Origin of the sequence: Aeromonas sp. SE22 (assembly GCF_038739755.1) — a bacterium.
GTDB classification, from domain to species: Bacteria; Pseudomonadota; Gammaproteobacteria; order Enterobacterales; family Aeromonadaceae; genus Aeromonas; species Aeromonas jandaei.
In genome coordinates, this window is sequence record NZ_JBCGFD010000005.1 from 45662 (window position 1) to 65477 (window position 19816).

The window sequence follows — 19816 nt, forward strand, 5'->3', positions numbered from 1 at the left end:
GGTTCAGGGCGGCGTCAACTCCCGGCCCAGCTGCAGGATCCGCTGGCGGAACCAGTGGCGGGCCGAACCATCGCCGGCCGGGCCATACCAGACCAGACTGTGGCTTACCTTGCCGTAATCGAACGGGACCGGCCGGATCGCCAGATCCTGCTGGCTGGCCAGGCGTGTCGCCCAGCCACCGATGGCGGTGAGAATGAGATCGCAGTGAGGTAGCAGGGCCGCGGCGCTGGCAAAATCGGGCAGGGTGGCGCCAATCTGGCGACGTACCTGCTGCTGGGCCAGACTCTGCTCGAAGAAGGGGTTGGCCAGCTCGCTGTCGCGGATGGCGATGTGGCGCCAGCTCAGGTAAGCATCGAGATCCCATGGCTGTGCCAGCGCCGGATGATCCTTACGCAGCAGGCAGACCAGCTGCTCCTCCCGGAGTGTCTCCCACACCAGCCCTTGCTGGCGCGGCAGTGGCTGGCTCTGATCGTGAGGCAGAATGACGAAGTCGAGCTTGCCCGCCGCCAGCGCCTCCAGCCCCTGCTCATCCTTGTTCCAAATCTCCGGCTCCATGCCGGGCACCTCTCTCATCAACTGACCCAAAATCGGCCCTACCGGCCAGCTCATCACACTCTCGCGCAATCCCAGCCGCAAGGTGCCTTGCCACTGCTGGGGGTCGAAGGCGTTCTGGCGGGTCAGTCCGCTCAGCTCGCTCACCAGTCGGTGCAGGGTCGGGGCCAGTCGTTCGGCAAAGGGGGTCAGCAGCAGCTGGTTGCCCTGGCGGTAGAGCAGCTGATCGCCGAGCTGCTCACGCAGCTGGTTGAGGGTCTTGCTGACGGTAGAGGGGGTGGTGCAGAGCCGCTCGGCGGTGCGGGTGACGCTCTGGTTGTCGAGCAGCAGGTGCAGGGTGACCAGATGGCGACCGCCCAATCTCGAGAGTGCGATCAGATCCATAAAGACTCCACAAGCGAATGAAACAGACAAAAAAGCCCCGCCAAAGCGGGGCTGATGCGGATTAGCCCTTGAGCACCGCCGCCATGGCGTCAGCCACATAGTCGACGTTGCGACTGTTGAGGCCCGCCACGCACATGCGGCCGGAGCGCACCAGATAGACGGCGAACTCTTCGCGCAGGCGATCTACCTGCTCAGGGGTGAAGCCGGTGTAGCTGAACATGCCGCGCTGGTTGATGAAGTAGCTGAAATCGCGGCCCGGCACCTTGGCGCTCAGCACCTCGAACAGCTTCTGGCGCATCGCCTTGATGCGGGTGCGCATCTCGGTCACCTCATCGACCCACATGGCGTGCAGCTCGGGCTGGCTCATCACCGCCGCGGTGATCTGGCCACCGTGGGTGGGAGGGCTGGAGTAGTTGCGACGCACGGTGGCCTTCATCTGGCCCAGCACCCGGCCCGCCTCTTCGGCATCTTTGCAGATGACCGACAGGCCACCGCAGCGCTCGCCGTAGAAGGAGAGGTTCTTGGAGAAGGAGTTGCTGACGAAGAAGCTGACACCGGCGGCCACCATGGCGCGGATGGCGTAGGCGTCCTCTTCCAGTCCATCACCGAAGCCCTGATAGGCGATGTCCATAAAGGGGATCAGGTTCTTCTCGACCACCAGCGCAATCACCCGATCCCACTGGGCGCGGGAGAGATCCACCCCGGTCGGGTTGTGGCAGCAGGGGTGCAGCAGCACGATGCTCTTGGCCGGCAGGGTGCTCAGGCAGTCGATCATCGCATCGAACTGCACGCCGCCAGTGGCCGCATCGTAGTAGGGGTAGTCGTGCACCTTGATGCCGGCTCCCTCGAACATCGCCTTGTGGTTGTCCCAGGTCGGATTGCTGACCCATACCTCGGAGGTCGGGAAGTAGCGCTTGAGCAGATCGGCGCCGATCTTGAGCGCGCCTGAGCCGCCGATGGTCTGGATGGTGGCGATACGTCCCGCCTTGACCGCTTCATGGTCGGCACCGAACAGCAGGTGCTGCACCGCAGTGCGGTAGTTGGCGGCACCCTCCATCGGCTGGTAGGGGCGCGGGGCCGGGGCGGCGGCGCGCTGGGCTTCGGCCTGCTGCACCGACGGCAACAGCGGAATGCGGCCCTGCTCATCGTAATAGAGGCCGATCCCCAGGTTCACCTTCTGCTCGCGGGTGTCTTTGTGGAAGGTCTCGACCAGGGTCAGGATGGGGTCGCCAGCATAGGCATCGACGTGTTCAAACATGGGGGGTCCTTGCGAAATGGAATCCAGAGTATGGCGATCAATGATCGGCGCTCATCATGGCGTAAAGCCGGCGAGGGCTCAAGTCAGAAAGGGGCAGGGCTGGCGGGCCGACACTGGTCTGCTGTAAACGGGATGATGCGGGGCTGCCCGCAGCCCCATTCTCAGGCCTTACTTCAGATAGGATCGCAAGACCCGCACTACCTGATCCAGATCCTCCAGCCGCTCGGCGTGGGTCGCCTCTTCGGCTCCCAGGTGTTCGCGCATGTGTCCCTCCAGCACCTCCAGCATCAGGCCGTTGACGGCGCCACGGATGGCGGCGATTTGCTGCAAAATGGCGGCGCACTCGCTCTCCTGCTCCAGCGCACTCTCCAGCGCCCCGGCCTGTCCCTTGATGCGGCGCACTCGTGCCAGCAGCTTCTTCTTGTCGTGGATGGTGTGTGACATGCAGGATCCTCTCGATCAATAAAACTATACTGGGGTATAGTATATTGCATTGTCGTTCTCAGGAGAAATTCATGTCATCCCTCGCCTCATCCCACTGCCACCAACCCGTTGTGCACGAAGGCAATCCGCTGGCCGAGCAGAAGACCCGCTGGGCCGTGCTGCTCACTGTCATCATGATGGTGGCGGAGATCGGCGGCGGCTGGTTCTACAACTCCATGGCACTGTTGGCCGACGGCTGGCACATGAGCTCCCACGCACTGGCGCTCGGTCTCTCGGTATTGGCCTATCGCGCCGCCCGCCACTTTGCCCGCGACCACAGATTCAGCTTCGGCACCTGGAAGATCGAGGTGCTGGGTGGCTTCACCAGCGCTCTCTTGCTGGTGGGGGTGGCCGGCATGATGCTGTTCGAATCAGTGTTCCGGCTGCTGGATCCCAGCCCGATCCACTACCAGCAGGCTATCGCCATCGCCATCGTCGGCCTGCTGGTGAACCTTGCCTGTGCCTGGCTGCTCAAGGATGATCACGGTCACCACCATCATCACGGCCATGGGCATGGTCACCATGATGATCATCACGACCACGATCACTCGCACGATCATCACCACGGCCATCAGGATCTCAACCTGCGTGCCGCCTACATCCACGTGCTGGCGGATGCGGCCACCTCGGTGCTGGCGATTCTGGCGCTGGTGGGGGGCATGTTGTGGGGCGCTGACTGGCTCGATCCGCTGATGGGCATAGTGGGTGCCGGACTGGTCGCTGTATGGGCATGGGGGCTGCTGCGCGACTCCGGCCGGGTGCTGCTGGATGCCGAGATGGACGCCCCGCTGGTGACAGAGATCCGCGAGGTGATTGCCGAGCTGCCGGAGACCGAGATCCGCGATCTCCATGTCTGGCGAGTGGGGCAGCAGCAGTATGCCTGCGTGCTCTCCCTGCTGATGATGGCGCCCCTGTCGGCCAACCAGATCCGCGAGCGGCTCGCCATCCATGAAGAGCTGGTACATGTCACCATCGAGATTGCAACCGAATAAAAGTAAACAGGGGGCCTTGGCCCCCCGGTTTCAATACCGTTGGCTCTCTGATGTCAGTGCGGCTGCCCGGTGCTCTCCTCCTGGGGCTTGTGTTGCCAGACCGCGCCCAGCAGCAGCTTGAGCAGCAGTTGCGGTGGGTTGTCGAGCAGTTTGCCTGACTCCAGCAGCAGCTGTCCGTCGGCACCAAAGCCAAGGCTTGCATCGACGGTACCATCTTCGGCTACCACCTGGAGCAGACCGTTGAGGGCGCCGCGCTCGCCGGGCTGGCAGCGCAGCCGCAGCTCGCGGGGCTCTCCCAGCAGAGTGAAGGCACGGCTCAGGGGAGGTGAGTCCTCATAGTCGGGCCAGTTGAAGAAGTGATACTGCTCGGCCAGGGTGCCAGCTTGCTGGCAAAACTGGTCGAACAGCTGACCGATCGCCTGGTACTCCAGATCCAGCCGTTGCGCCTGTTCCTCAATCCTTTTCATCACCTGCTCCTTCTCTATCCACTTGATCGAAAATTGCTTTTCCCGACCCGGTGACCACCGTTAGCCAGATATGAGGCCAAATTGCCGCGGGGTCTGTGAGCCGGATCCAAGTTTCCATCTGAAAACGTTATCTTGTTGAAAAAGTTTGGCTTTTCTGCCTGCCTGCTCACATTTGCAACGATTTTGGCTGATTAAGATGGCACCGCCTGGCAATGACCGGGTGCTCGATTATCGAGACTAACTACACAGCGGGAATTATAAAAATCATGGATATGAAAAAGACCAAAGTGGCGCTGGTAACAGCCTCACTGCTCATGCTTTTGTCTGGCTGTAATGACAACAGCTCAGACACCTCCGGTGTGAAACCCGTCCCCCCTACACCGCCTACACCTGAAGTGACTGATGGGCCTGTTGCCCGTTTACCAAAGATGGATCCCCCCAAAGAGCTGCTGATGGCCGGTAACAATCAGGCGGTGATCGCCTTGGTCGATACCCAGACAGCAGCGGCCAGAAGTGCCCAAGGGCCCTTTGCCAGCTACAGCCTTCATCTCTGGAACAACGAGGCCTGCTCTGCCACCGAGGCGAGCGGCCTGAACAGCGGTTGGGACGACAAGAGCAAGAGCCCTGCAGCGGCTGACAGCTTTGGCCCGGCCTGGGTGGTGCCGCTCAGCAAGCTGGAAGGTTGCATCAACTTTATCGCTCGCAACGGCGATCTGGCCAACCTGACCGGCAGCGATATGAAGGTGATCTTCAAGGAGCATCCGGATCGCACCGTGGCCATTGTAGCGGGCAAGAAGGAGGTGTTTGGCAGCCGCGCCGACGCCTTCACCGCCGCGTTTGGCGTGGCAGGTGCCAGCGCTCATCTGATCGATGGCAACACCCTGATTTGGCAAGGGGGCAAGGACAAGCCCCATGTTCGCCTCTATTACACCGACACGGGATCCATCAAGGCCAATGCTGCCGGGGTATTTGACTTCCCCTATATCACGCTGACCCCGACCAGCCTTACCGCCGAGCAGCAGGCCAAATATCCGCACCTCAAAGATGCGGCTGCTTTCGCCCTGCCCGCCGGTAAAGATCTCAAGCCCCTGCTCAAGGGGGAGCTGGTGGCTATCGGCACCGATGCCGACGGCATTCTGCAGGGGGCAACCCTGGTACAGAGCGCCGGCGCCCTCGATGCCCTTTATGCGACCGAAGCGACCAAGCTTAGCTATGGTGCCGTGGTAGATGGCAACCGGGTCACCTTCCGTCTCTGGGCGCCGACAGCCAAATCGGTCAAGCTGGCTCTCTATAATGCCAGTCACCAGAAGAGTGGCGAGGTGGCGATGACCTTTGACAGCGCCAGCGGCAGCTGGAGTTACGAAGGGGGGAGCGAGCTGATCGGTAAGTTCTACCGCTACGACATGGAGGTGTACCACCCACTGAGCCGCAAAGTCGAGCACTACGAGGTGACCGACCCCTACTCCCTGAGCCTCGCGATGAACTCCGAGTTCAGTCAGGTGGTGGATCTCAACGATCCGGCCCTCAAGCCGGAAGGGTGGGATAGCCTGAAGGCGCCCCACAGCCAGCAGAATCCAGCCGATATTACCATCTATGAAGCCCATGTCCGCGATCTGACCGGCAACGATGATTCCACCCCGGTGGAGCACCGCGGCAAGTTCCTTGGCCTGACCGATAATGGCACCAAGCCGGTCGCCCACCTGCAGGCGCTGGCCAAGAGCGGCGTCAGCCACCTGCACCTGCTGCCGGTGTTCGATATCGCTACCGTCAACGAGGATCCGGCCAAGGTGGCCAATATCGGCGATGACTTCAGCAAGCTCTGTCAGGTCAATCCGGATGTGAAAACATCCAAGTTTGGCACTTACTGCGGTGGCGGCCAGACAGTCGGCCAGGTGCTGGATACGCTCAAGTCGGGCGACAGCAAGGATAACCCGCAGGTGCAGGAGCTCTCCGGCTATCTGCGCGGTGTCGACTCCTTCAACTGGGGTTATGATCCTTACCACTACACTACGCCGGAAGGCTCCTACGCTACCAATGCCGAGGGCACCCAGCGTATCCTTGAGTTCCGCGAGATGGTCAAGGCCATCAAGCAGAATATCGGCATGAACGTGGTGATGGATGTGGTTTACAACCACACCAACGAATCCGGGCTGGGTCCCAAGTCGGTGCTCGACAAGATAGTGCCCTGGTACTATCAGCGCCTCAATCCGGAGACCGGCTCGGTGGAGAACTCCACCTGCTGCTCCAACACGGCGCCGGAGCACGCCATGTTCGCCAAGCTGATGGATGACTCGCTGGTCACCTGGGCGCGGGACTACAAGATCGATGCCTTCCGCTTCGACCTGATGGGCCACCACCCGAAAGATCAGATGGTGCAGGCGCTGGCCGCGGTGAAGAAGGTCAACCCGGATATGTACTTCTACGGCGAGGGGTGGAACTTTGGCGAGGTGCAGGATGACAAGCGCTTCGTGCAGGCTACCCAGAAGCATCTGGGCGGCACCGGCATCGGCTCCTTCTCCGACCGCTTGCGGGATGCGGTGCGCGGCGGCAGTCCGTTCGACGGTGGCGATACCATTCGCGAGACTCAGGGCTTTGGCAACGGAGCCTTTGTCTACCCCAATGAAGCGAGCAAGGTGACCAGGGATCAGGCACTCCATCTGGCGGATCTGGTGCGTCTTGGCATGGCGGGCAACCTCAGGGATTTCGTCCTGACCGACAAGGACGGGGTGCCGAAGAAGGGCTCCGAGATCGACTACAACGGCCAGAGCGCCGGTTATGCCAAGGATCCGGGGGAGGTGCAGAACTATGTCGACAAGCACGACAATCAGACCCTGTTCGACAACCTGAGCTACAAGGCGCCTGCCAGCGCCGATCTGGTGCGGATGCAGGGGGTATCGCTCGCCACCGCCATGCTGGGGCAGGGTATCCCCTTCACCCACGCCGGTGTCGAGCTGCTGCGATCCAAATCCATGGAGCGGGACAGCTACGACTCGGGCGACTGGTACAACAAGGTCGACTACACCCTTGCCGACAACAACTTCGACAAGGGGTTGCCGCGCAAGGATAAGGATGGCGACAACTATCCGCTGATCGAGAGGGTGCTGACGCTCAATGGCAAGCCAAATGGCACCGACATGGAGACCATGGTTGGCTTCTATCAGGAGCTGGCGGAGCTGCGCAAATCATCGCGTTTGCTGCGTCTGGGCAGCGGGGCCGAGGTGATCAAGCGGGTCGATTTCCGCAATACCGGCCCGGCTCAGGTGCCCGGCCTCATCGTGATGACGGTGGATGACGGCGTCAATGCAGGGGCGGATCTGGATCCGGCCATCGACGGTCTGGTGGTGATGATCAACGCCACCAACCAGAGCCAGAGCATCGGCGACTTCCGTGATGGCAACGATCAGCCCATCGACCTGAGCGGCTTGCAACTGAGCTCCGCTCACCACGCTGGCAACAGCATCGCCCGCGATGCCGCTGTCAGTGGCGGCACCCTGACGCTGGGGGCTTGGTCGGCCGCTGTGTTCGTCAAGCCGCAGTCCGGTGCGCAGGGGGCGGGTCTGCCGCTTGGCAAGAAAACCGACCTGAGCACCCTGCCACCGTTTGGCAACACGGGCATCTTTGTGCGTGGCTTCCTGGGTCAGTGGGATGCGGTCAACCAGATGAGTTTTGATGGCAACTACATGTACGGGCTGACCATGCCGGTCACCGATGGCCAATTGGGTCAGACCACCCTGAAGATCGCTGATGCCAGCTGGAACATCGCCAACTACGGCAAGTGTGCGCCGAGCGATGTGCTGACCGTTTCAGCCCCTCTTACCCTGTGCAAAGGGGGGAGTGACGTCGGTATGACCCTGAGCAAGGCGGGTAACTACAAGTTTGTCTTTACCGCCATGGACAAGGAGAAGCCGACCCTGAGCGTCAGCGTGGCGGATGCAACCCCCTAGGTAAACCCATTGAGCCCGGGGGATGGCTCGGCGTCCCCGGGTTGAATTCCACCTCGCCAAGGGTGGGATAATCCGAGAGAGTAAGCAAAGCGCGACTGCCGACCGGCAGGCGCGCTTTTTCTTTTACGGGCGCAATGAGAGGAAAAAGAAAAGCCGCCCCGGTTGGGGGACGACTTTTGGTTGGGATGCTGTCGGCTGGCTTAACGCTTGCGCAGCAGGCGCAGGGCGTTGGCGGTGACCAGCGCGGTGGCGCCGGTATCGGCCAGCACCGCAATCCACAGGCCGGTGATGCCGAGCAGACTGGTGACCAGGAAGATGGCCTTCAGTCCCAGTGCCAGCGCGATATTCTGGTGAATATTGGCCAGCGCCGAGCGGGAGAGGCGGATCATCGCGGCGATACCGCCGAGCTGGTTGTGAGTCAGCGCCGCATCGGCGGTCTCCAGTGCCACGTCGGTGCCCCCCCCCATGGCGATGCCGATACTGGCCCGCTTCATGGCCGGGGCATCGTTGATGCCATCGCCGATCATCGCGACTTTCTGCGAGCTGGCGAGCTTGGCAATTTCATCGACCTTACCCTCCGGCAACAGGCCGGCGCGCCAGCCCATCCCAAGTTCACCGGCGATGGCCTCGGCGGCGCGGGGGTTGTCCCCGGTCAGCATGATGCTCTGCAGGCCGAGTCGGTTGAGCTCTTGCAGCGCCTCTGCCGCTTCCGGCCGGATCTGATCCCGCAGGGCCAGCAGGGCCACCGGCAGAGCCTGTTCGCTGCTGCTCTGGCAGAGCACGACCACCGTCTTGCCCTGTTGCTCCAGCATGGCAATTTGGGCCTGTTGATCTTTGCTCAGCGTAGCTATCCGGCTCGGTGCCAGCAGTTGCCACAGCTCGCCGTTGATGCGCCCTTCAACACCCATGCCCGGCAGGGCTCGCAGATCGCGGGCTTCTGCCTGTGCCAGCCCCTGCTCGTTGGCGGCGGCCACCACGGCACGGGCCAGCGGGTGGTGGGAGCCCTGCTCGATGGCGGCAGCCAGCGCCAGCAGTTCGCCATTGCTCTGACCATTGAGGCTCACCAGCTCGGTCAGCTGCGGCTTGCCCAGGGTCAGGGTGCCGGTCTTGTCAAACGCCACGGTATCGATATGGGCCAATCGCTCCAGTGCGGCACCACCTTTGATCAGGGCCCCCTGCCGGGTTGCCGCCGCCAGTGCGGAGGTAACCGCTGCCGGGGTGGAGATGACCAACGCACAGGGGCAACCGATCAGCAGCAATGCCAGCCCACGATAAACCCACTCATCCCAGCTCTGGCCGAAGACAAGGGGCGGCACCAGCACTACCAGCAGGGCAACCAGCATCATGGCCGGGGTATACCAGCGGCTGAAGCGGTCGATAAAGCGCTCGATAGGGGCGCGCTGACTCTCGGCTTCCTCGATGAGGTGCAGGATGCGGTCGATGGCGTTGTTGCCCGGTTCCGATACCACCTCAAGACGCAGTACCCGATCGGCAGCCAGACTGCCGGCCGGCACCTTGTCACCCTGGCGGCGTTCCACCGGGATGGATTCACCGGTCAGGGCGCTCTCGTCAAAGGCGCCGAGGTGGTCGAGCAGGCGGGCATCGGCCGGCAAACGGGCACCCGGAGCTATTTCGATGATGTCGCCGGGACGCAGCTCATCGGCGCCGACCTCTTCGCGCACCTCGCCTTCGGCAGTGGTACGGATCCGCAACGCCTTGTCAGGCACCAGCGCCATCAGGGCGGTGACCCCGGCCCGGGCGCGACCGGCGGCGTAGGCCTCCAGATGCTCGCCCAGCATAAACAGCAGCAGCACCATGGCCGCTTCGGCGGTTTCGCCGAGGAACAGGGCCCCCACGGCGGCGACCGTCATCAGGGTCTCGATGGCGAAGGGGGAGCCGCTCTTGGTCAGCGCCCACGCCTTGCGGGAGATGGGCCACAGCCCCCAGAGGGTGGCCAGGGTAAAGAGCGGTTGGCCAATTTCACTCGGCAGCAGGGCCGCCACCAGCATCAGGCCTGCCAGCGACAGTGGCTGCCAATATTTGGTGAGCAGGGTCTGCAGCGGGCCGCGCTCACGGCCGGGCTCCTGCTTGCCGCTGCTCTCGCCCTTGAGCTGAAAACCGGCGGCCAGCACGGCGGCAGTGACGGGATCGGGGGAGAGGCCGGGGGCCAGATCCACCACCAGCTTCTCGGTGGCAAACAACACGCGAGCCTGCTGGACACCGTTGACGCGGCTGACGGCTGTCTCGATCTTGCGAGCGCAGCTGGGGCAATCCATCCCCAACACCTGCCAGCTGTGGCGACTGTTGCCTTGCGCCGGTGCGGTCAGCGGCTCGACAGGAGCCTGCGCATCGTGGTCATGATCATGATGGTCATGGTCATGGTCATGGTCATGGGATGAGTTCGCTGTGCAGCAGCTCCGGGAGTGCGCGCCGCCTAGGGGGGGCTCTTCATCTCCCGGTGAGTCGCACTTCTCGAGATCCTGATGATCATGAGAGGTGGCGCCGCCACAGCAGCTGACCGGCGCGGCATTGTCACAGCAGTGACTGTTATGCTGGTGCTCGGTGGAGCTGGCCTTGCTGACAGCCTTGATGGGGGCCGCAGCATGCTGGGTGGAGCAGCAGGATTTGCTCATGGTGTGTTCCTCTTGGCTGGAACCCGCCCCTGCGGGATCCTGAATAACTGAGGCGAGTGTAAACCTTGGTGTTATATCCAAGGTCAACCCCCTTTTTATCGCGTTGATGGTTATGCCGGGGAGCCGCCATTTTTCCCGTTATATCCCTGTGGTTGGCGGGTGTTTGTGTACCCCGGGCACGCCTATACTGGGAGGCCTGATTTTTACAACACCAATAAAGGACATGACACATGAGCAACTCAGTCACTTTGCAAGGCAACCCGGTTTCCGTCGCTGGCCACTTCCCGCTTGCCGGTGAGCAGGCCAAGCCTTTCGCTCTGGTGGCCAAGGATCTTTCCGACCTGACCCTGGCGAGCTTCGCCGGTCAGCGCAAGATCCTGAACATCTTCCCGAGCGTCGATACCCCGACCTGCGCCACCTCTGTGCGCAAGTTCAACGAGCAGGCCAGCGCCCTGAACAACACCGTCGTGCTCTGCATCTCCGCCGACCTGCCGTTCGCCCAGTCCCGCTTCTGCGGCGCCGAAGGTCTGGACAAGGTGGTAACCCTCTCCACCCTGCGTGGTGCCGCCTTCCTGCAGGATTACGGCGTGGCCTTCTCCTCCGGCCCGCTGGTAGGTCTGGCTGCCCGTGCCATCGTGGTGCTGGATGAAGAGAACAAGGTGCTGCACAGCGAGCTGGTGGCCGAAGTGGCCGACGAGCCGAATTACGCCGCCGCGCTGGCCGTGCTGTAAGAGGCAGAGCGTAAAAAATCCCGCCTTGGCGGGATTTTTTTATGGGGAGAGAACCTGTTCAGGGCTTGGTGGTTACCGATTCGGCCCTGGCGAGCGGGGATGGTTGCCAATCCACATAGGGTCGGTGGATTTTCTCGTAAATCTCGGCCAGTTTGCCGGAGGCGGCGAGTTGCTCGATGGCGCGACTTAAAAATTCGTCCATTTCATCCCCGTTCCCCCCTTTCTGGATGATGAATACATCCTCGAAATCACCAAAGAATTCACGGTGAATATTGGTTAGTTTCAGATTTTTCAGCATGAGATCCGCCTCTTCCTGAGCCCAGACAAAGGCGTCGATGCGACCCCGAGAGAGCTTGCGCAGTGACTGCTCGATACTCATCGAACGCTGTACCGGGAAGGGCATATAGTCGGGCACGGCTTCGATCAGCAGATCCCGTTTGGTGGGAACTATGCCATAAGCCATGTCAGTGGTGACCGGATTGGCAGTATTGCTGTAAATCACATGGGTCACCTTGCCAAAGCTGCGGGTGCTGAAGCGGTAGGGCAGCATGTCGACATCCTTGAGATTGCGGATGGCGGGCAGGCCGAGATCGGCTTTGCCGGCGATCACCCCGACCATGGCTCGCGCAATGGGATAGATAGTGATCTTGATAGTTACATCGGGGTAGAGATCGTCGATGGCGTGCACCAGATCGACGAAAGGGCCCGTCTTGTCGGCATTGATCAGCCCCGGTAGCTCGCCAAGGTGGGCATTGATGATGCGAACCGGTTTGGCCTGAGTGGTGGCAGTGTCACTCGCCGTGCTGCGGGAGAGGCCGAGGGTGACGCTGCCGGTCAGGGCGGTAACCAACAGCAGGAGGGGGATGTGTCTGATCATGGCTTCTCACTCTTTGCATAGGGTCAGGACAAGTGTAGCCATCCCCCTCTCCCTGCCGTGCCATAACGGATTGGGTTTTACTTATCTCTCCCTGCTCACTAGACTTCGCCTCCACCTCTTCATTCAGCCGATATCTGCGTAACGCCATGACCTTTAACGAACTCGTCCTCGCGCCCGCTCTGCTGGCAGCCCTGCCAACCGACCTCAAGCACCCGACCCGGGTGCAGCAACTGGCCATCCCTGCCGTGCTGGCGGGGCGGGATCTGCTGGCGCTGGCCCGTACTGGCAGTGGCAAGACGTTGGCATTCGGTCTGCCACTGCTGCAGCGGCTGGATCCCGCCATGCCAGAGGTGCAGGGTGTGGTGCTGGTGCCGACTCGCGAGCTGGCCGCACAGGTGAGCGGTGCGCTGCAAAGTTTTGCCGATGAGCTGGGCGTGCGGCTGGTGACCCTGTGTGGCGGGGTGGCGCAGGAGCAGCAACAGGCCGAGCTGGCGCAGGGGCCGCAACTGCTGGTGGCGACGCCGGGGCGATTGAGGGATCTGCTGGGTCAGCAACTGCTGAATCTGGCCGGGTTGCGCATTCTGGTACTGGATGAGGCTGATCGCCTGCTGGAGATGGGCTTCTGGCCTGACATCCAGTGGCTGCTGAACGGCATGCCGGTCGGGCGCCAGACCCTGCTCTTCTCTGCCACTCTGCCGGGCGAGCTCGACGAGTTGGCGACTGGCCTGCTGAAGGAGCCGGAGCGGGTGGAGGCGGATCCCCGCAACAGCGTGGCCGACGATATCGAAGAGCGCCTCTATCTGGTCAACAAGAGCAGCAAGGTGCCGGCGCTCATCAGCCTGCTCAAGGAGCAGGCGTGGCCGCAGGTACTGGTCTTTATCAGTGCACGGGATGATGCCGACGGCGTCGCCAGAAAGCTGGCCAAGGCGGGTATCGCGGTGGCGGCACTCCATGGCGAAAAGGAGCAGGCGGTGCGCGAGCAGGCTCTCGCCGATTTCAAGGCGGGCAAGGTTCGGGTACTGGTGGCCACCGACCTGATGGCGCGCGGCATCCATGTGGAGGCACTGCCGGTGGTGATCAATCTGGATCTGCCCGCCAGCGCCCCCATCTATGTGCACCGCATCGGTCGTACCGCCCGGGCCGGGCGCAGCGGGCTCGCCATCTCGCTCACCTGTCATGGTGAAGCCGATATGCTGACTGCGATCCGCACCCTTACCGGACGTGAGTTGCCGGAGAGTGAGCTGGCCGGCTTCCCGGTCACCGACCAGCCAGCCAGCGGGGAGGGCAAGCGTCCACCCCGCGACAAGCAGGCCAATCGTCGCACTCAGGCCAAACGGAGCGTCAAGCAGTTCAAGGGACGGCGCTAACTCTCTGTTCGTTGGTGAAAAAATCGCGCCTGAACCGGCTTAGCTGCTCTTCGCGGTACTGCTGCCACGCGGCAGGCGCCATTGCCCCCTGCACGGCGGCCAGCTGCTGTTCCAACGCTGCGAGCTGCTGCTGATAGCGGCTGCGCTGATCCAGCTGTTGCTGGCGGTTGGCGGCAAACTGCACGCTCGCCTCTGCTCGATCTGCTGGCAGGAAGTGGCGAGCCAGCGTCGCCAGCTCCTCATCCCCCCACAGCTGGCGAGCCTGCTGCAAGCGGGCATCCGGGTTGAACAGCTCGCCCGCCAGATCCGGGTGATCTGCTGCCCACTGATCCTGCAAGCGGCTGAGGGCGTCCAGTCGCTCGGCCAGCGGTAACTGCTCGCTCTCCTGAGCCAGCTCCTCCAGCGCCAGCGCATAGCGCCCCTGCAGCCGATACAGGCTCTCTCCCTCGCCAAGCCAGCGGGCCTCTGCCCCTTCCAGATTGGCAAGCCGCTCGGCCAGCGGCAGATCGCTGTCGCTTACCTCGCTGGCGAGCTGCTGGCTCAGCTCATCCGGCATAGCCCGCCAGCTGGCGGGCAGTGGTTCGCTGCGAGCAGACGACGCTGTGGTGGCCTGCGATCTGGCGACCGTAGAATGCGGCACCTGAGCTGCCACGTTGGCTGGTCGGGTCGGCTGGCTGGCCGGAGCCCGCTGCTCTGGTGTTGTTTGTCCGCCGAACAGGTTGAACAGCAACAGTGCCGGTACAGTCAACGCCAGCAAGCCGTGGTAACGTTTCATCGGCTTATCTCTCCCTTGACCGGGAAGTGATCGGAGAGGTTGCTGGCGGGCCAGAGGCTGGCGGCGTTGCTGCGCGGGATCCAGACCGTGTTGAGGTTGTGGCGTACGGCGCCGTACTCCCGGCTCACCACCAGATAGTCCAGATACTCGACGTTGGCTCCGCCCGAGAGCGGCCCACCGGCATAGGGGTTGATCCTGGGATCGAAGGTCGCTTCGGTATAGCCGCCGTAGGTCGGCTCATCGGCATTGAGGTTGGCCAGCATGCCGGCGTAATCGTCGGCAAACTTGCGCTTGTTGACGTTGAAGTCACCGCCATAGATGACGGTGTCGCTGGCGGGGATCTTGAGGCTGGCAGCCAGCGCGCGGATCTGGCCGAACTGGATCTGGCGCAGCTTGCGCGCCTCGTCAGTGTCGAAGCTGGCTGTGTGGGTAGCGAACAGGTGCCACGCCTTGCCCCCCTTGATCACCTCGGCGTACATCACCCCCTTGTCGGCGAAGCAGTCGGTGCCGGTGCATTGGGGATAGACCAGTTGTGCCTCCCGCACTATGGGATAGCGGCTGACGATCACCACGCCGCCGTCGTGGACGTTGACCCCGGGCTTGTCGAGCACCTTGGTCTGGTAGGGATACTCTTTCGCCAGCGCCTGCAAAAAGCCCTCGCGGCGGCCATCGAACACCTCTTGCAGCAGCAGGGCGTCATAGCCCTTGAGATGCTCTGGCAGCAGAGCCAGCCGCTCACCGATGCTGGAGGCGATCACTGGCAGCGCCCAGACGTTGTAGCTGGCCACCTTGAGCCTGTTTTCTGCCGGTTCCGGCTGCTCCCGTTTTTGGGGGGGCGTGATCATATAGTGCAGATCGTCGTAGCGGCCGGTGAACTTGGCGGCAAAGGCCAGCTCTTGTGGCCCCGCAACGCGATGGATCGCCCGATCGTTTTGCCAGCCGGATGCACTGGTCGGCGTCTCGCCACCGTGCTGCAAGGTGGTGTTCCACCAGGTTCCCTCCATCAGCTGGTTGAGGCGATAGACGTCGCCACTCGCTGTAGTCACGCGGGTTTCGAACAGATAGCTCTTGCCCGCCTTGACCCCCTCATAGCGATTGAAGCTGAGCACCATGGCACTCTCCCATGGGCCCAGCTCGGTGCGGTGCTGAAGCCACTGACTGCCGGGTTGCAGCTGGCCGGTACCGCTTTGGCGGATGTCGATCTGGAGCGGTTCAGGGCTGTTGTTGGTGAGATAGACATCGGTATCGGCCAGTGCCAGTTGCGGGAACTGGCTGACCAGCAGCAGGGCGGCATAACTGAGGGTTTTCTGCATCACAGGATCCTTTTGGTGGCAGGGCAATGGAAAGTGACTGTTATGGCGAATGCAGAGGTCAGCTTGTTTACATTTTGGTTACAAGTAAATGAATTGGTTTTGTTTGGAGCTTTGTGGAGGTGTAAAGCGAGCAAGGCAGCACGCTTGAAGAGAGGGCGTTTCGAGAGAAGGCGCCCGTGTCGGGCGCCTGCAGGCGTTAGTGGTGGGCCAGCGGATAGGTGAAGAGCGCCAGATGGGCGAAGTTGAAGGCGAAGTGCACTGCGATGGCTACGCTGAGGCGGCCGCTTAGCCGGAAGGCCAGACCATAACAGCAGCCCGCAAGGGTAGCGAAGAGCGCCAGCAGGGGGCCGCCCGGCAGGTGGATGGCGCCAAACAGCAGGGCGCTGGCCACAATGGCAAACCAGGGTTTGCTGCGGCTTGCCAGCTCCTGCTGGATCGCGCCGCGAAACAGCGCCTCTTCCGCCACACAGGTGAACAGCAGATTGTTGAGGGCAAACAGCCACCACCAGTGGGGCAGTCCCACCTCGGGGCGCAGTGCTCCCAGTTGCCAGGCAATGCCGAACAGCGCCGCCAGCGGCAGGATCAGCAGAGCCAGAGGACGCCAGCGAATGCTCCCTCCTTTGCCGAGCAGGGTCGGGAAGGCGAGCAGCAGGGCGAAGATCAGCAGCGGCTTGTCCAGATTGAGGTACATGTTGAACGGCACGCTGCCGGGGCCAGCGAGCACCTTGTCCAGCACCTTGAGATTGCTGAAGCCCGGTATGAAGTGCAGGGTCAGCGCAAGCGACCAGACAATCAGTGCAACTCTGGCCGTGGTCGCCCAGCGGGGGGGCAGGGTGGGCGTGCGCCACGCCAGCAGCAATCCCGCCAGCGTGATGACCAGCGCAGGCGGCGTGATGCGGCCCAGCCAGAGGGCCAGCAGCAGAGAGAGGCCCAGCAGGCCAAACGCAGGAAGGCGCTGGCGCAGCAGGGCAAACAGCACGGCCAGCGCCAGCGCGCCCCAGATAAGCGAATCGGGTAGGGGTAACATTGGATCTCCTTGGTCGAGGCAAACGGCCACCTTAACAAGGGGCCGCCGCGAGAACAACCGCGCAGCAGGTGGTCGGGCCCCTTCTCTATACTCATCACAGGGTGAAGGGGGAGTTGGTGATGAAGCACTATCTGTGGTTGTTCTGTTGTTGGTGCACCTGGTTGCAGGCAGCCCCCGTGCTGCTGGCGACCGGGGAGTTTGCTCCCTATAGCGGCAAGGAGCTGGCGGATGGCGGGGAGAGCACCCGGCTGGTGACAACGCTGCTGCGCCAGGCCGGTTATGACGAGGTGAAGGTAGATTATCTGCCCTGGAACCGGGGTTATGAACTGACCCGCAATGGCCTGATGACGGCCACCTACCCCTACGCCTGGACGAGCGAACGGGCCAAGCTCTTCTACTACAGCGCCCCGCTCCATATCGATCACCTCTCCTGGTTCACCTATCAGGGCAGCGATGCGGTGCTGGACGGCAAGTGGCAGGGGCTGCGGGTCTGCATTCCGGCGGGCTGGAGCACCAGTCATGCCGACGAGGTGATCGCCCGCTTTTCGCTGCAGCTGATCCGTCCTGCCTCTCTGGCGCAGTGCCTGAAGATGGTGGCACTCAAGCGGGTGGAGCTGATGCCGATGAACGATGCAGTCACCGCCGATGCCAGCATGCAGATCTTCGGCGATCCCAATTATCTGCAGCCGCTCCCCTATTTTCGCCAGACCGACAGTTTTTATCTGATGGTCTCGCGCAAGGCGCCCGATGGCCGGGAGCTGATCGAGCGGTTCAACGAGGCTCTGGCGGCGAGTCGGGCCAGCGGTCATTACGACAAGCTGGTGCCAAGAAGCATGCCCCGCTCGCCTCGCTGCAAGTAAGGGGGTCAGAAACAACAAAGCCGGAGCAGTGGCTCCGGCTTTGTTTATTCAGGGACGCGATTAGCGGCCTGATTCGGCGATGACGCGGGCGATGATGTCGGCGCGCTGGTTGGCATCGAGCTCACCCAACGCGATCAGGCCAGCCTTGAAGATGACGTTCTTCGGCAGGCTGACATCATCCAGGGTAGTGATTGCTTCAACGTGCATGCCGTTCAGACGGCTGGCATCGCGCGGGCTCAGGTTGACCTGAGTGTTCAGCACCTGCTTGCCCTTCTTCTTGGGTTGGGCGGGTTTCTTCGGTTGATCCTGCTCGTCTTCCGGCAGCTCGTCATCAAAATCGTAAATAGACATAGTCAATCCTGTTGGTTTGGATGGTCGACCGCAGTGGCCGACCAGAATAAGCGAAACGGGGTCAATCAGCCCATATCCTCGTTGCGGATAAAGGCGCGCCAGGAGGTGAGCACCTGGGCAAAGTCTTCCAGCCCGCACATGGCCAGCTGTTCATCATCGTAGTAGGCGAGATCGTCGAGATCCTCGCCCAGTTCGATATTGAGGACGTTGGCCTTCACCTCCGCCTCTTCGTGGGTCAGCAGCAGGGAGTAATCCCCGCCGGTGAGCCGGTATTCGGTGCGACTCCGACTGGATAGCTGGTCGATGATGGCGAAGAGATCGTCAATCTTCTCCTCATCTTTGCCCACTTCGTCGATCAGCCACTGGCCGATGGCTTCATGGCCCATGGAGAAGCGGGCGCGATAACCACCGAACGGGTCGCGGCGAAATTCATAATCCATAGCGCACTCCAAATCGGGGGGATGGGCCTGCACGAAGCCGTGGTGGCAGCACCAAATCCTGCTCCATGGCGGGCTCACATCGGGTAAAGTGGCCTATTCTAGCGATCCCCCTCTCGCTTGTCTTGATGATGTGGCATCTTTGCCCCGTAGCAGGCGCTTTCCTGCGGGTTGCCGAGTCCCTTCTTTGGAGATGTTATGCAGCTAAACGATACCCTGGCGCGCCAGATTGTGAGCCGGGCGATGAAGATCCTCTCGTTCTCGGTCAACGTGATGGATGAACACGGTCTCATCATTGCGTCCGGCAATCCGGAGCGGCTCCATCAGCGTCACGAGGGGGCCGTGCTGGCGCTGACCGAGAACCGGGTGGTGGAGATCAGCGAAGCGACCGCCCGCGAGCTCAAGGGGGTGCGTCCCGGTATCAACCTGCCCATCGCCTATCAGGGGGAGTTGCTGGGGGTCATCGGTATCTCCGGCGATCCGGACATCGTTCGAGCTTACGCCGAGCTGGTACGAATGACTGCCGAGCTGATCCTGGAGCAGGCGGCGCTCACCGAACAGCTGCAGTGGGACAAGCGCCACAAGGAGGAGTTGGTGCTGCAGCTGATCCGCGGCGAGGGGCGTGTCGATCAGCTGCAGCAAGCGGCTCGCTTCCTCGGGCTCGATCTCGGCCAGCCGCGGGTGGTGGCGGTGCTGGCACTGGAGGAGAGTGACCCGGCCCGGCTGCGAGAGCTGGTACATCTGCTGGAGAACCCGGAGCGGGACAATCTGGTGGCCATCAACGGCCTTGACGAGATAGTGGTGCTAAAACCGGCCCAGCTCAGCGACGGCCTCTGGCAATCGGCGCAGGAGCGCAGCCGCATCAGGCAGCTGCTGGCACGCATCCCCCATTTCAAGGTGCGGATCGGGGTGGGGGATTACTTCGCCGGGATCGACGGCCTGGCGCGCTCCTACCAGACGGCGCGCGATACATTGCGCCGTGGCATGCGCCAAGCGCCGCGCAAGCAGGTCTACTTCTTCGAGGATTACCGCTTGCCGGTGCTGCTCGGCAGTCTGGCGGACTCCTGGCAGGCGGATCAGCTGCGCACACCGCTGCAGAAACTGGCCCGGGAAGATGGCAAGGGGGCGCTGCAGAAGACCCTGCGCCAATATTTCTTGCAGGATTGTGATCTGCATCGCTGTGCCGAGGCCTTGTTCATTCACCCCAATACCCTGCGTTACCGGCTAAGCCGGATCGAGCAGATAACCGGATTGAATTTCAACAAGTTAGACGACAAATTTTTGCTCTATCTCGGCCTTAATCTCGACTTGTGATTGTTCAAATGGACAAATGAAACCTGTTCAATGACGCAATATTTGGCCATT

General features: G+C 62.1%; 17 protein-coding genes. 6 read left to right on the forward strand and 11 right to left on the reverse strand.

Annotation, left to right across the window (positions count from 1 at the left end; genetic code table 11):
• Positions 1-3 precede the first annotated feature (3 nt).
• From AAHA39_RS10725 to AAHA39_RS10735, 3 genes are all read right to left on the reverse strand, one after another.
• Positions 4-936, reverse strand: a complete 933-nt coding sequence (locus AAHA39_RS10725; protein WP_320656978.1) for a LysR family transcriptional regulator — start codon at positions 934-936, stop codon at positions 4-6.
• A 61-nt stretch (positions 937-997) separates the two neighbouring features.
• Positions 998-2194, reverse strand: coding sequence for an amino acid aminotransferase (locus AAHA39_RS10730; RefSeq protein WP_201908871.1), 1197 nt, complete (start codon positions 2192-2194; stop codon positions 998-1000).
• Positions 2195-2362: 168 nt separating this feature from the next.
• Positions 2363-2638 carry a metal/formaldehyde-sensitive transcriptional repressor gene (locus tag AAHA39_RS10735; protein WP_033114018.1) on the reverse strand — a complete coding sequence of 92 codons (276 nt, stop codon included), beginning with the start codon at positions 2636-2638 and terminating at the stop codon, positions 2363-2365.
• 71 nt (positions 2639-2709) lie between these two features.
• Between AAHA39_RS10735 and dmeF the strand changes: the two genes are divergently transcribed.
• Positions 2710-3669: a CDF family Co(II)/Ni(II) efflux transporter DmeF gene (dmeF, locus tag AAHA39_RS10740; RefSeq protein ID WP_320656977.1), complete on the forward strand. Its 960-nt coding sequence runs from the start codon at positions 2710-2712 to the stop codon at positions 3667-3669.
• Positions 3670-3722: 53 nt separating this feature from the next.
• Here dmeF and AAHA39_RS10745 read toward each other — a convergent pair whose 3' ends face one another.
• Entirely contained in the window at positions 3723-4136 is a 414-nt protein-coding gene (locus AAHA39_RS10745) for a hypothetical protein (RefSeq protein WP_041209053.1), read from the reverse strand.
• A gap of 266 nt (positions 4137-4402) precedes the next feature.
• On the opposite strand from AAHA39_RS10745, the gene pulA reads away from it, so the two are divergent.
• Positions 4403-8080 (forward strand): pullulanase-type alpha-1,6-glucosidase, encoded by a 3678-nt coding sequence (gene pulA, locus AAHA39_RS10750; RefSeq protein ID WP_320656976.1) that lies wholly within the window; start codon positions 4403-4405, stop codon positions 8078-8080.
• A gap of 200 nt (positions 8081-8280) precedes the next feature.
• Here the strand turns inward: pulA and AAHA39_RS10755 are convergent, their stop codons facing one another.
• The gene (locus AAHA39_RS10755) at positions 8281-10713 is read right to left on the reverse strand and encodes a zinc/cadmium/mercury/lead-transporting ATPase (RefSeq protein WP_320656975.1); all 2433 of its coding nucleotides are present in this window, start codon (positions 10711-10713) and stop codon (positions 8281-8283) included.
• Between the two features lie 230 nt (positions 10714-10943).
• Here AAHA39_RS10755 and tpx point away from each other — a divergent pair, with 230 nt between their 5' ends.
• Entirely contained in the window at positions 10944-11444 is a 501-nt protein-coding gene (gene tpx, locus AAHA39_RS10760; RefSeq protein WP_041209055.1) for a thiol peroxidase, read from the forward strand.
• Between the two features lie 58 nt (positions 11445-11502).
• Here the strand turns inward: tpx and AAHA39_RS10765 are convergent, their stop codons facing one another.
• Positions 11503-12321 carry an ABC transporter substrate-binding protein gene (locus AAHA39_RS10765; RefSeq protein ID WP_320656974.1) on the reverse strand — a complete coding sequence of 273 codons (819 nt, stop codon included), beginning with the start codon at positions 12319-12321 and terminating at the stop codon, positions 11503-11505.
• A gap of 146 nt (positions 12322-12467) precedes the next feature.
• Here AAHA39_RS10765 and AAHA39_RS10770 point away from each other — a divergent pair, with 146 nt between their 5' ends.
• The gene (locus AAHA39_RS10770) at positions 12468-13688 is read left to right on the forward strand and encodes a DEAD/DEAH box helicase (RefSeq protein WP_320656973.1); all 1221 of its coding nucleotides are present in this window, start codon (positions 12468-12470) and stop codon (positions 13686-13688) included.
• On the opposite strand, the gene AAHA39_RS10775 is transcribed toward AAHA39_RS10770, so the two are convergent.
• From AAHA39_RS10775 to AAHA39_RS10785, 3 genes are all read right to left on the reverse strand, one after another.
• Positions 13672-14463, reverse strand: a complete 792-nt coding sequence (locus AAHA39_RS10775; RefSeq protein ID WP_320656972.1) for a hypothetical protein — start codon at positions 14461-14463, stop codon at positions 13672-13674. The two genes, AAHA39_RS10770 and AAHA39_RS10775, sit on opposite strands and share 17 nt — an antisense overlap.
• Complete coding sequence (locus AAHA39_RS10780; RefSeq protein ID WP_320656971.1) at positions 14460-15776, reverse strand: sphingomyelin phosphodiesterase; 1317 nt, start codon at positions 15774-15776, stop codon at positions 14460-14462. Before AAHA39_RS10780 ends, AAHA39_RS10775 begins: the two co-directional genes overlap by 4 nt.
• A 196-nt stretch (positions 15777-15972) precedes the next feature.
• A complete protein-coding gene (locus AAHA39_RS10785; protein ID WP_342690017.1) occupies positions 15973-16803 on the reverse strand; it encodes a CPBP family intramembrane glutamic endopeptidase in 831 nt (276 codons plus the stop codon).
• 119 nt (positions 16804-16922) lie between these two features.
• Here AAHA39_RS10785 and AAHA39_RS10790 point away from each other — a divergent pair, with 119 nt between their 5' ends.
• Entirely contained in the window at positions 16923-17663 is a 741-nt protein-coding gene (locus AAHA39_RS10790; protein WP_320655965.1) for a substrate-binding periplasmic protein, read from the forward strand.
• A 60-nt stretch (positions 17664-17723) separates the two neighbouring features.
• Here AAHA39_RS10790 and AAHA39_RS10795 read toward each other — a convergent pair whose 3' ends face one another.
• Complete coding sequence (locus AAHA39_RS10795; protein WP_041209062.1) at positions 17724-18014, reverse strand: hypothetical protein; 291 nt, start codon at positions 18012-18014, stop codon at positions 17724-17726.
• Between the two features lie 65 nt (positions 18015-18079).
• The gene (locus tag AAHA39_RS10800) at positions 18080-18454 is read right to left on the reverse strand and encodes a YacL family protein (protein WP_041209063.1); all 375 of its coding nucleotides are present in this window, start codon (positions 18452-18454) and stop codon (positions 18080-18082) included.
• A 195-nt stretch (positions 18455-18649) separates the two neighbouring features.
• Between AAHA39_RS10800 and AAHA39_RS10805 the strand changes: the two genes are divergently transcribed.
• Positions 18650-19765 (forward strand): sugar diacid recognition domain-containing protein, encoded by a 1116-nt coding sequence (locus AAHA39_RS10805; protein WP_139395668.1) that lies wholly within the window; start codon positions 18650-18652, stop codon positions 19763-19765.
• The last annotated feature ends 51 nt before the right edge of the window (positions 19766-19816 follow it).

Excerpts from the sequence above, each read along its gene's own strand:
- AAHA39_RS10800 (WP_041209063.1), bottom strand. The coding sequence starts at position 18,454 with ATGGATTATGAATTTCGCCGCGACCCGTTCGGTGGTTATCGCGCCCGC.
- AAHA39_RS10745 (WP_041209053.1), bottom strand. The coding sequence starts at position 4,136 with ATGAAAAGGATTGAGGAACAGGCGCAACGGCTGGATCTGGAGTACCAG.
- AAHA39_RS10725 (WP_320656978.1), bottom strand. The coding sequence starts at position 936 with ATGGATCTGATCGCACTCTCGAGATTGGGCGGTCGCCATCTGGTCACC.
- AAHA39_RS10775 (WP_320656972.1), bottom strand. The coding sequence starts at position 14,463 with ATGAAACGTTACCACGGCTTGCTGGCGTTGACTGTACCGGCACTGTTG.
- AAHA39_RS10735 (WP_033114018.1), bottom strand. The coding sequence starts at position 2,638 with ATGTCACACACCATCCACGACAAGAAGAAGCTGCTGGCACGAGTGCGC.
- pulA (WP_320656976.1), top strand. The coding sequence starts at position 4,403 with ATGGATATGAAAAAGACCAAAGTGGCGCTGGTAACAGCCTCACTGCTC.
- AAHA39_RS10790 (WP_320655965.1), top strand. The coding sequence starts at position 16,923 with ATGAAGCACTATCTGTGGTTGTTCTGTTGTTGGTGCACCTGGTTGCAG.
- AAHA39_RS10765 (WP_320656974.1), bottom strand. The coding sequence starts at position 12,321 with ATGATCAGACACATCCCCCTCCTGCTGTTGGTTACCGCCCTGACCGGC.
- AAHA39_RS10795 (WP_041209062.1), bottom strand. The coding sequence starts at position 18,014 with ATGTCTATTTACGATTTTGATGACGAGCTGCCGGAAGACGAGCAGGAT.
- dmeF (WP_320656977.1), top strand. The coding sequence starts at position 2,710 with ATGTCATCCCTCGCCTCATCCCACTGCCACCAACCCGTTGTGCACGAA.
- AAHA39_RS10770 (WP_320656973.1), top strand. The coding sequence starts at position 12,468 with ATGACCTTTAACGAACTCGTCCTCGCGCCCGCTCTGCTGGCAGCCCTG.
- AAHA39_RS10755 (WP_320656975.1), bottom strand. The coding sequence starts at position 10,713 with ATGAGCAAATCCTGCTGCTCCACCCAGCATGCTGCGGCCCCCATCAAG.
- AAHA39_RS10785 (WP_342690017.1), bottom strand. The coding sequence starts at position 16,803 with ATGTTACCCCTACCCGATTCGCTTATCTGGGGCGCGCTGGCGCTGGCC.
- AAHA39_RS10805 (WP_139395668.1), top strand. The coding sequence starts at position 18,650 with ATGCAGCTAAACGATACCCTGGCGCGCCAGATTGTGAGCCGGGCGATG.
- tpx (WP_041209055.1), top strand. The coding sequence starts at position 10,944 with ATGAGCAACTCAGTCACTTTGCAAGGCAACCCGGTTTCCGTCGCTGGC.
- AAHA39_RS10730 (WP_201908871.1), bottom strand. The coding sequence starts at position 2,194 with ATGTTTGAACACGTCGATGCCTATGCTGGCGACCCCATCCTGACCCTG.
- AAHA39_RS10780 (WP_320656971.1), bottom strand. The coding sequence starts at position 15,776 with ATGCAGAAAACCCTCAGTTATGCCGCCCTGCTGCTGGTCAGCCAGTTC.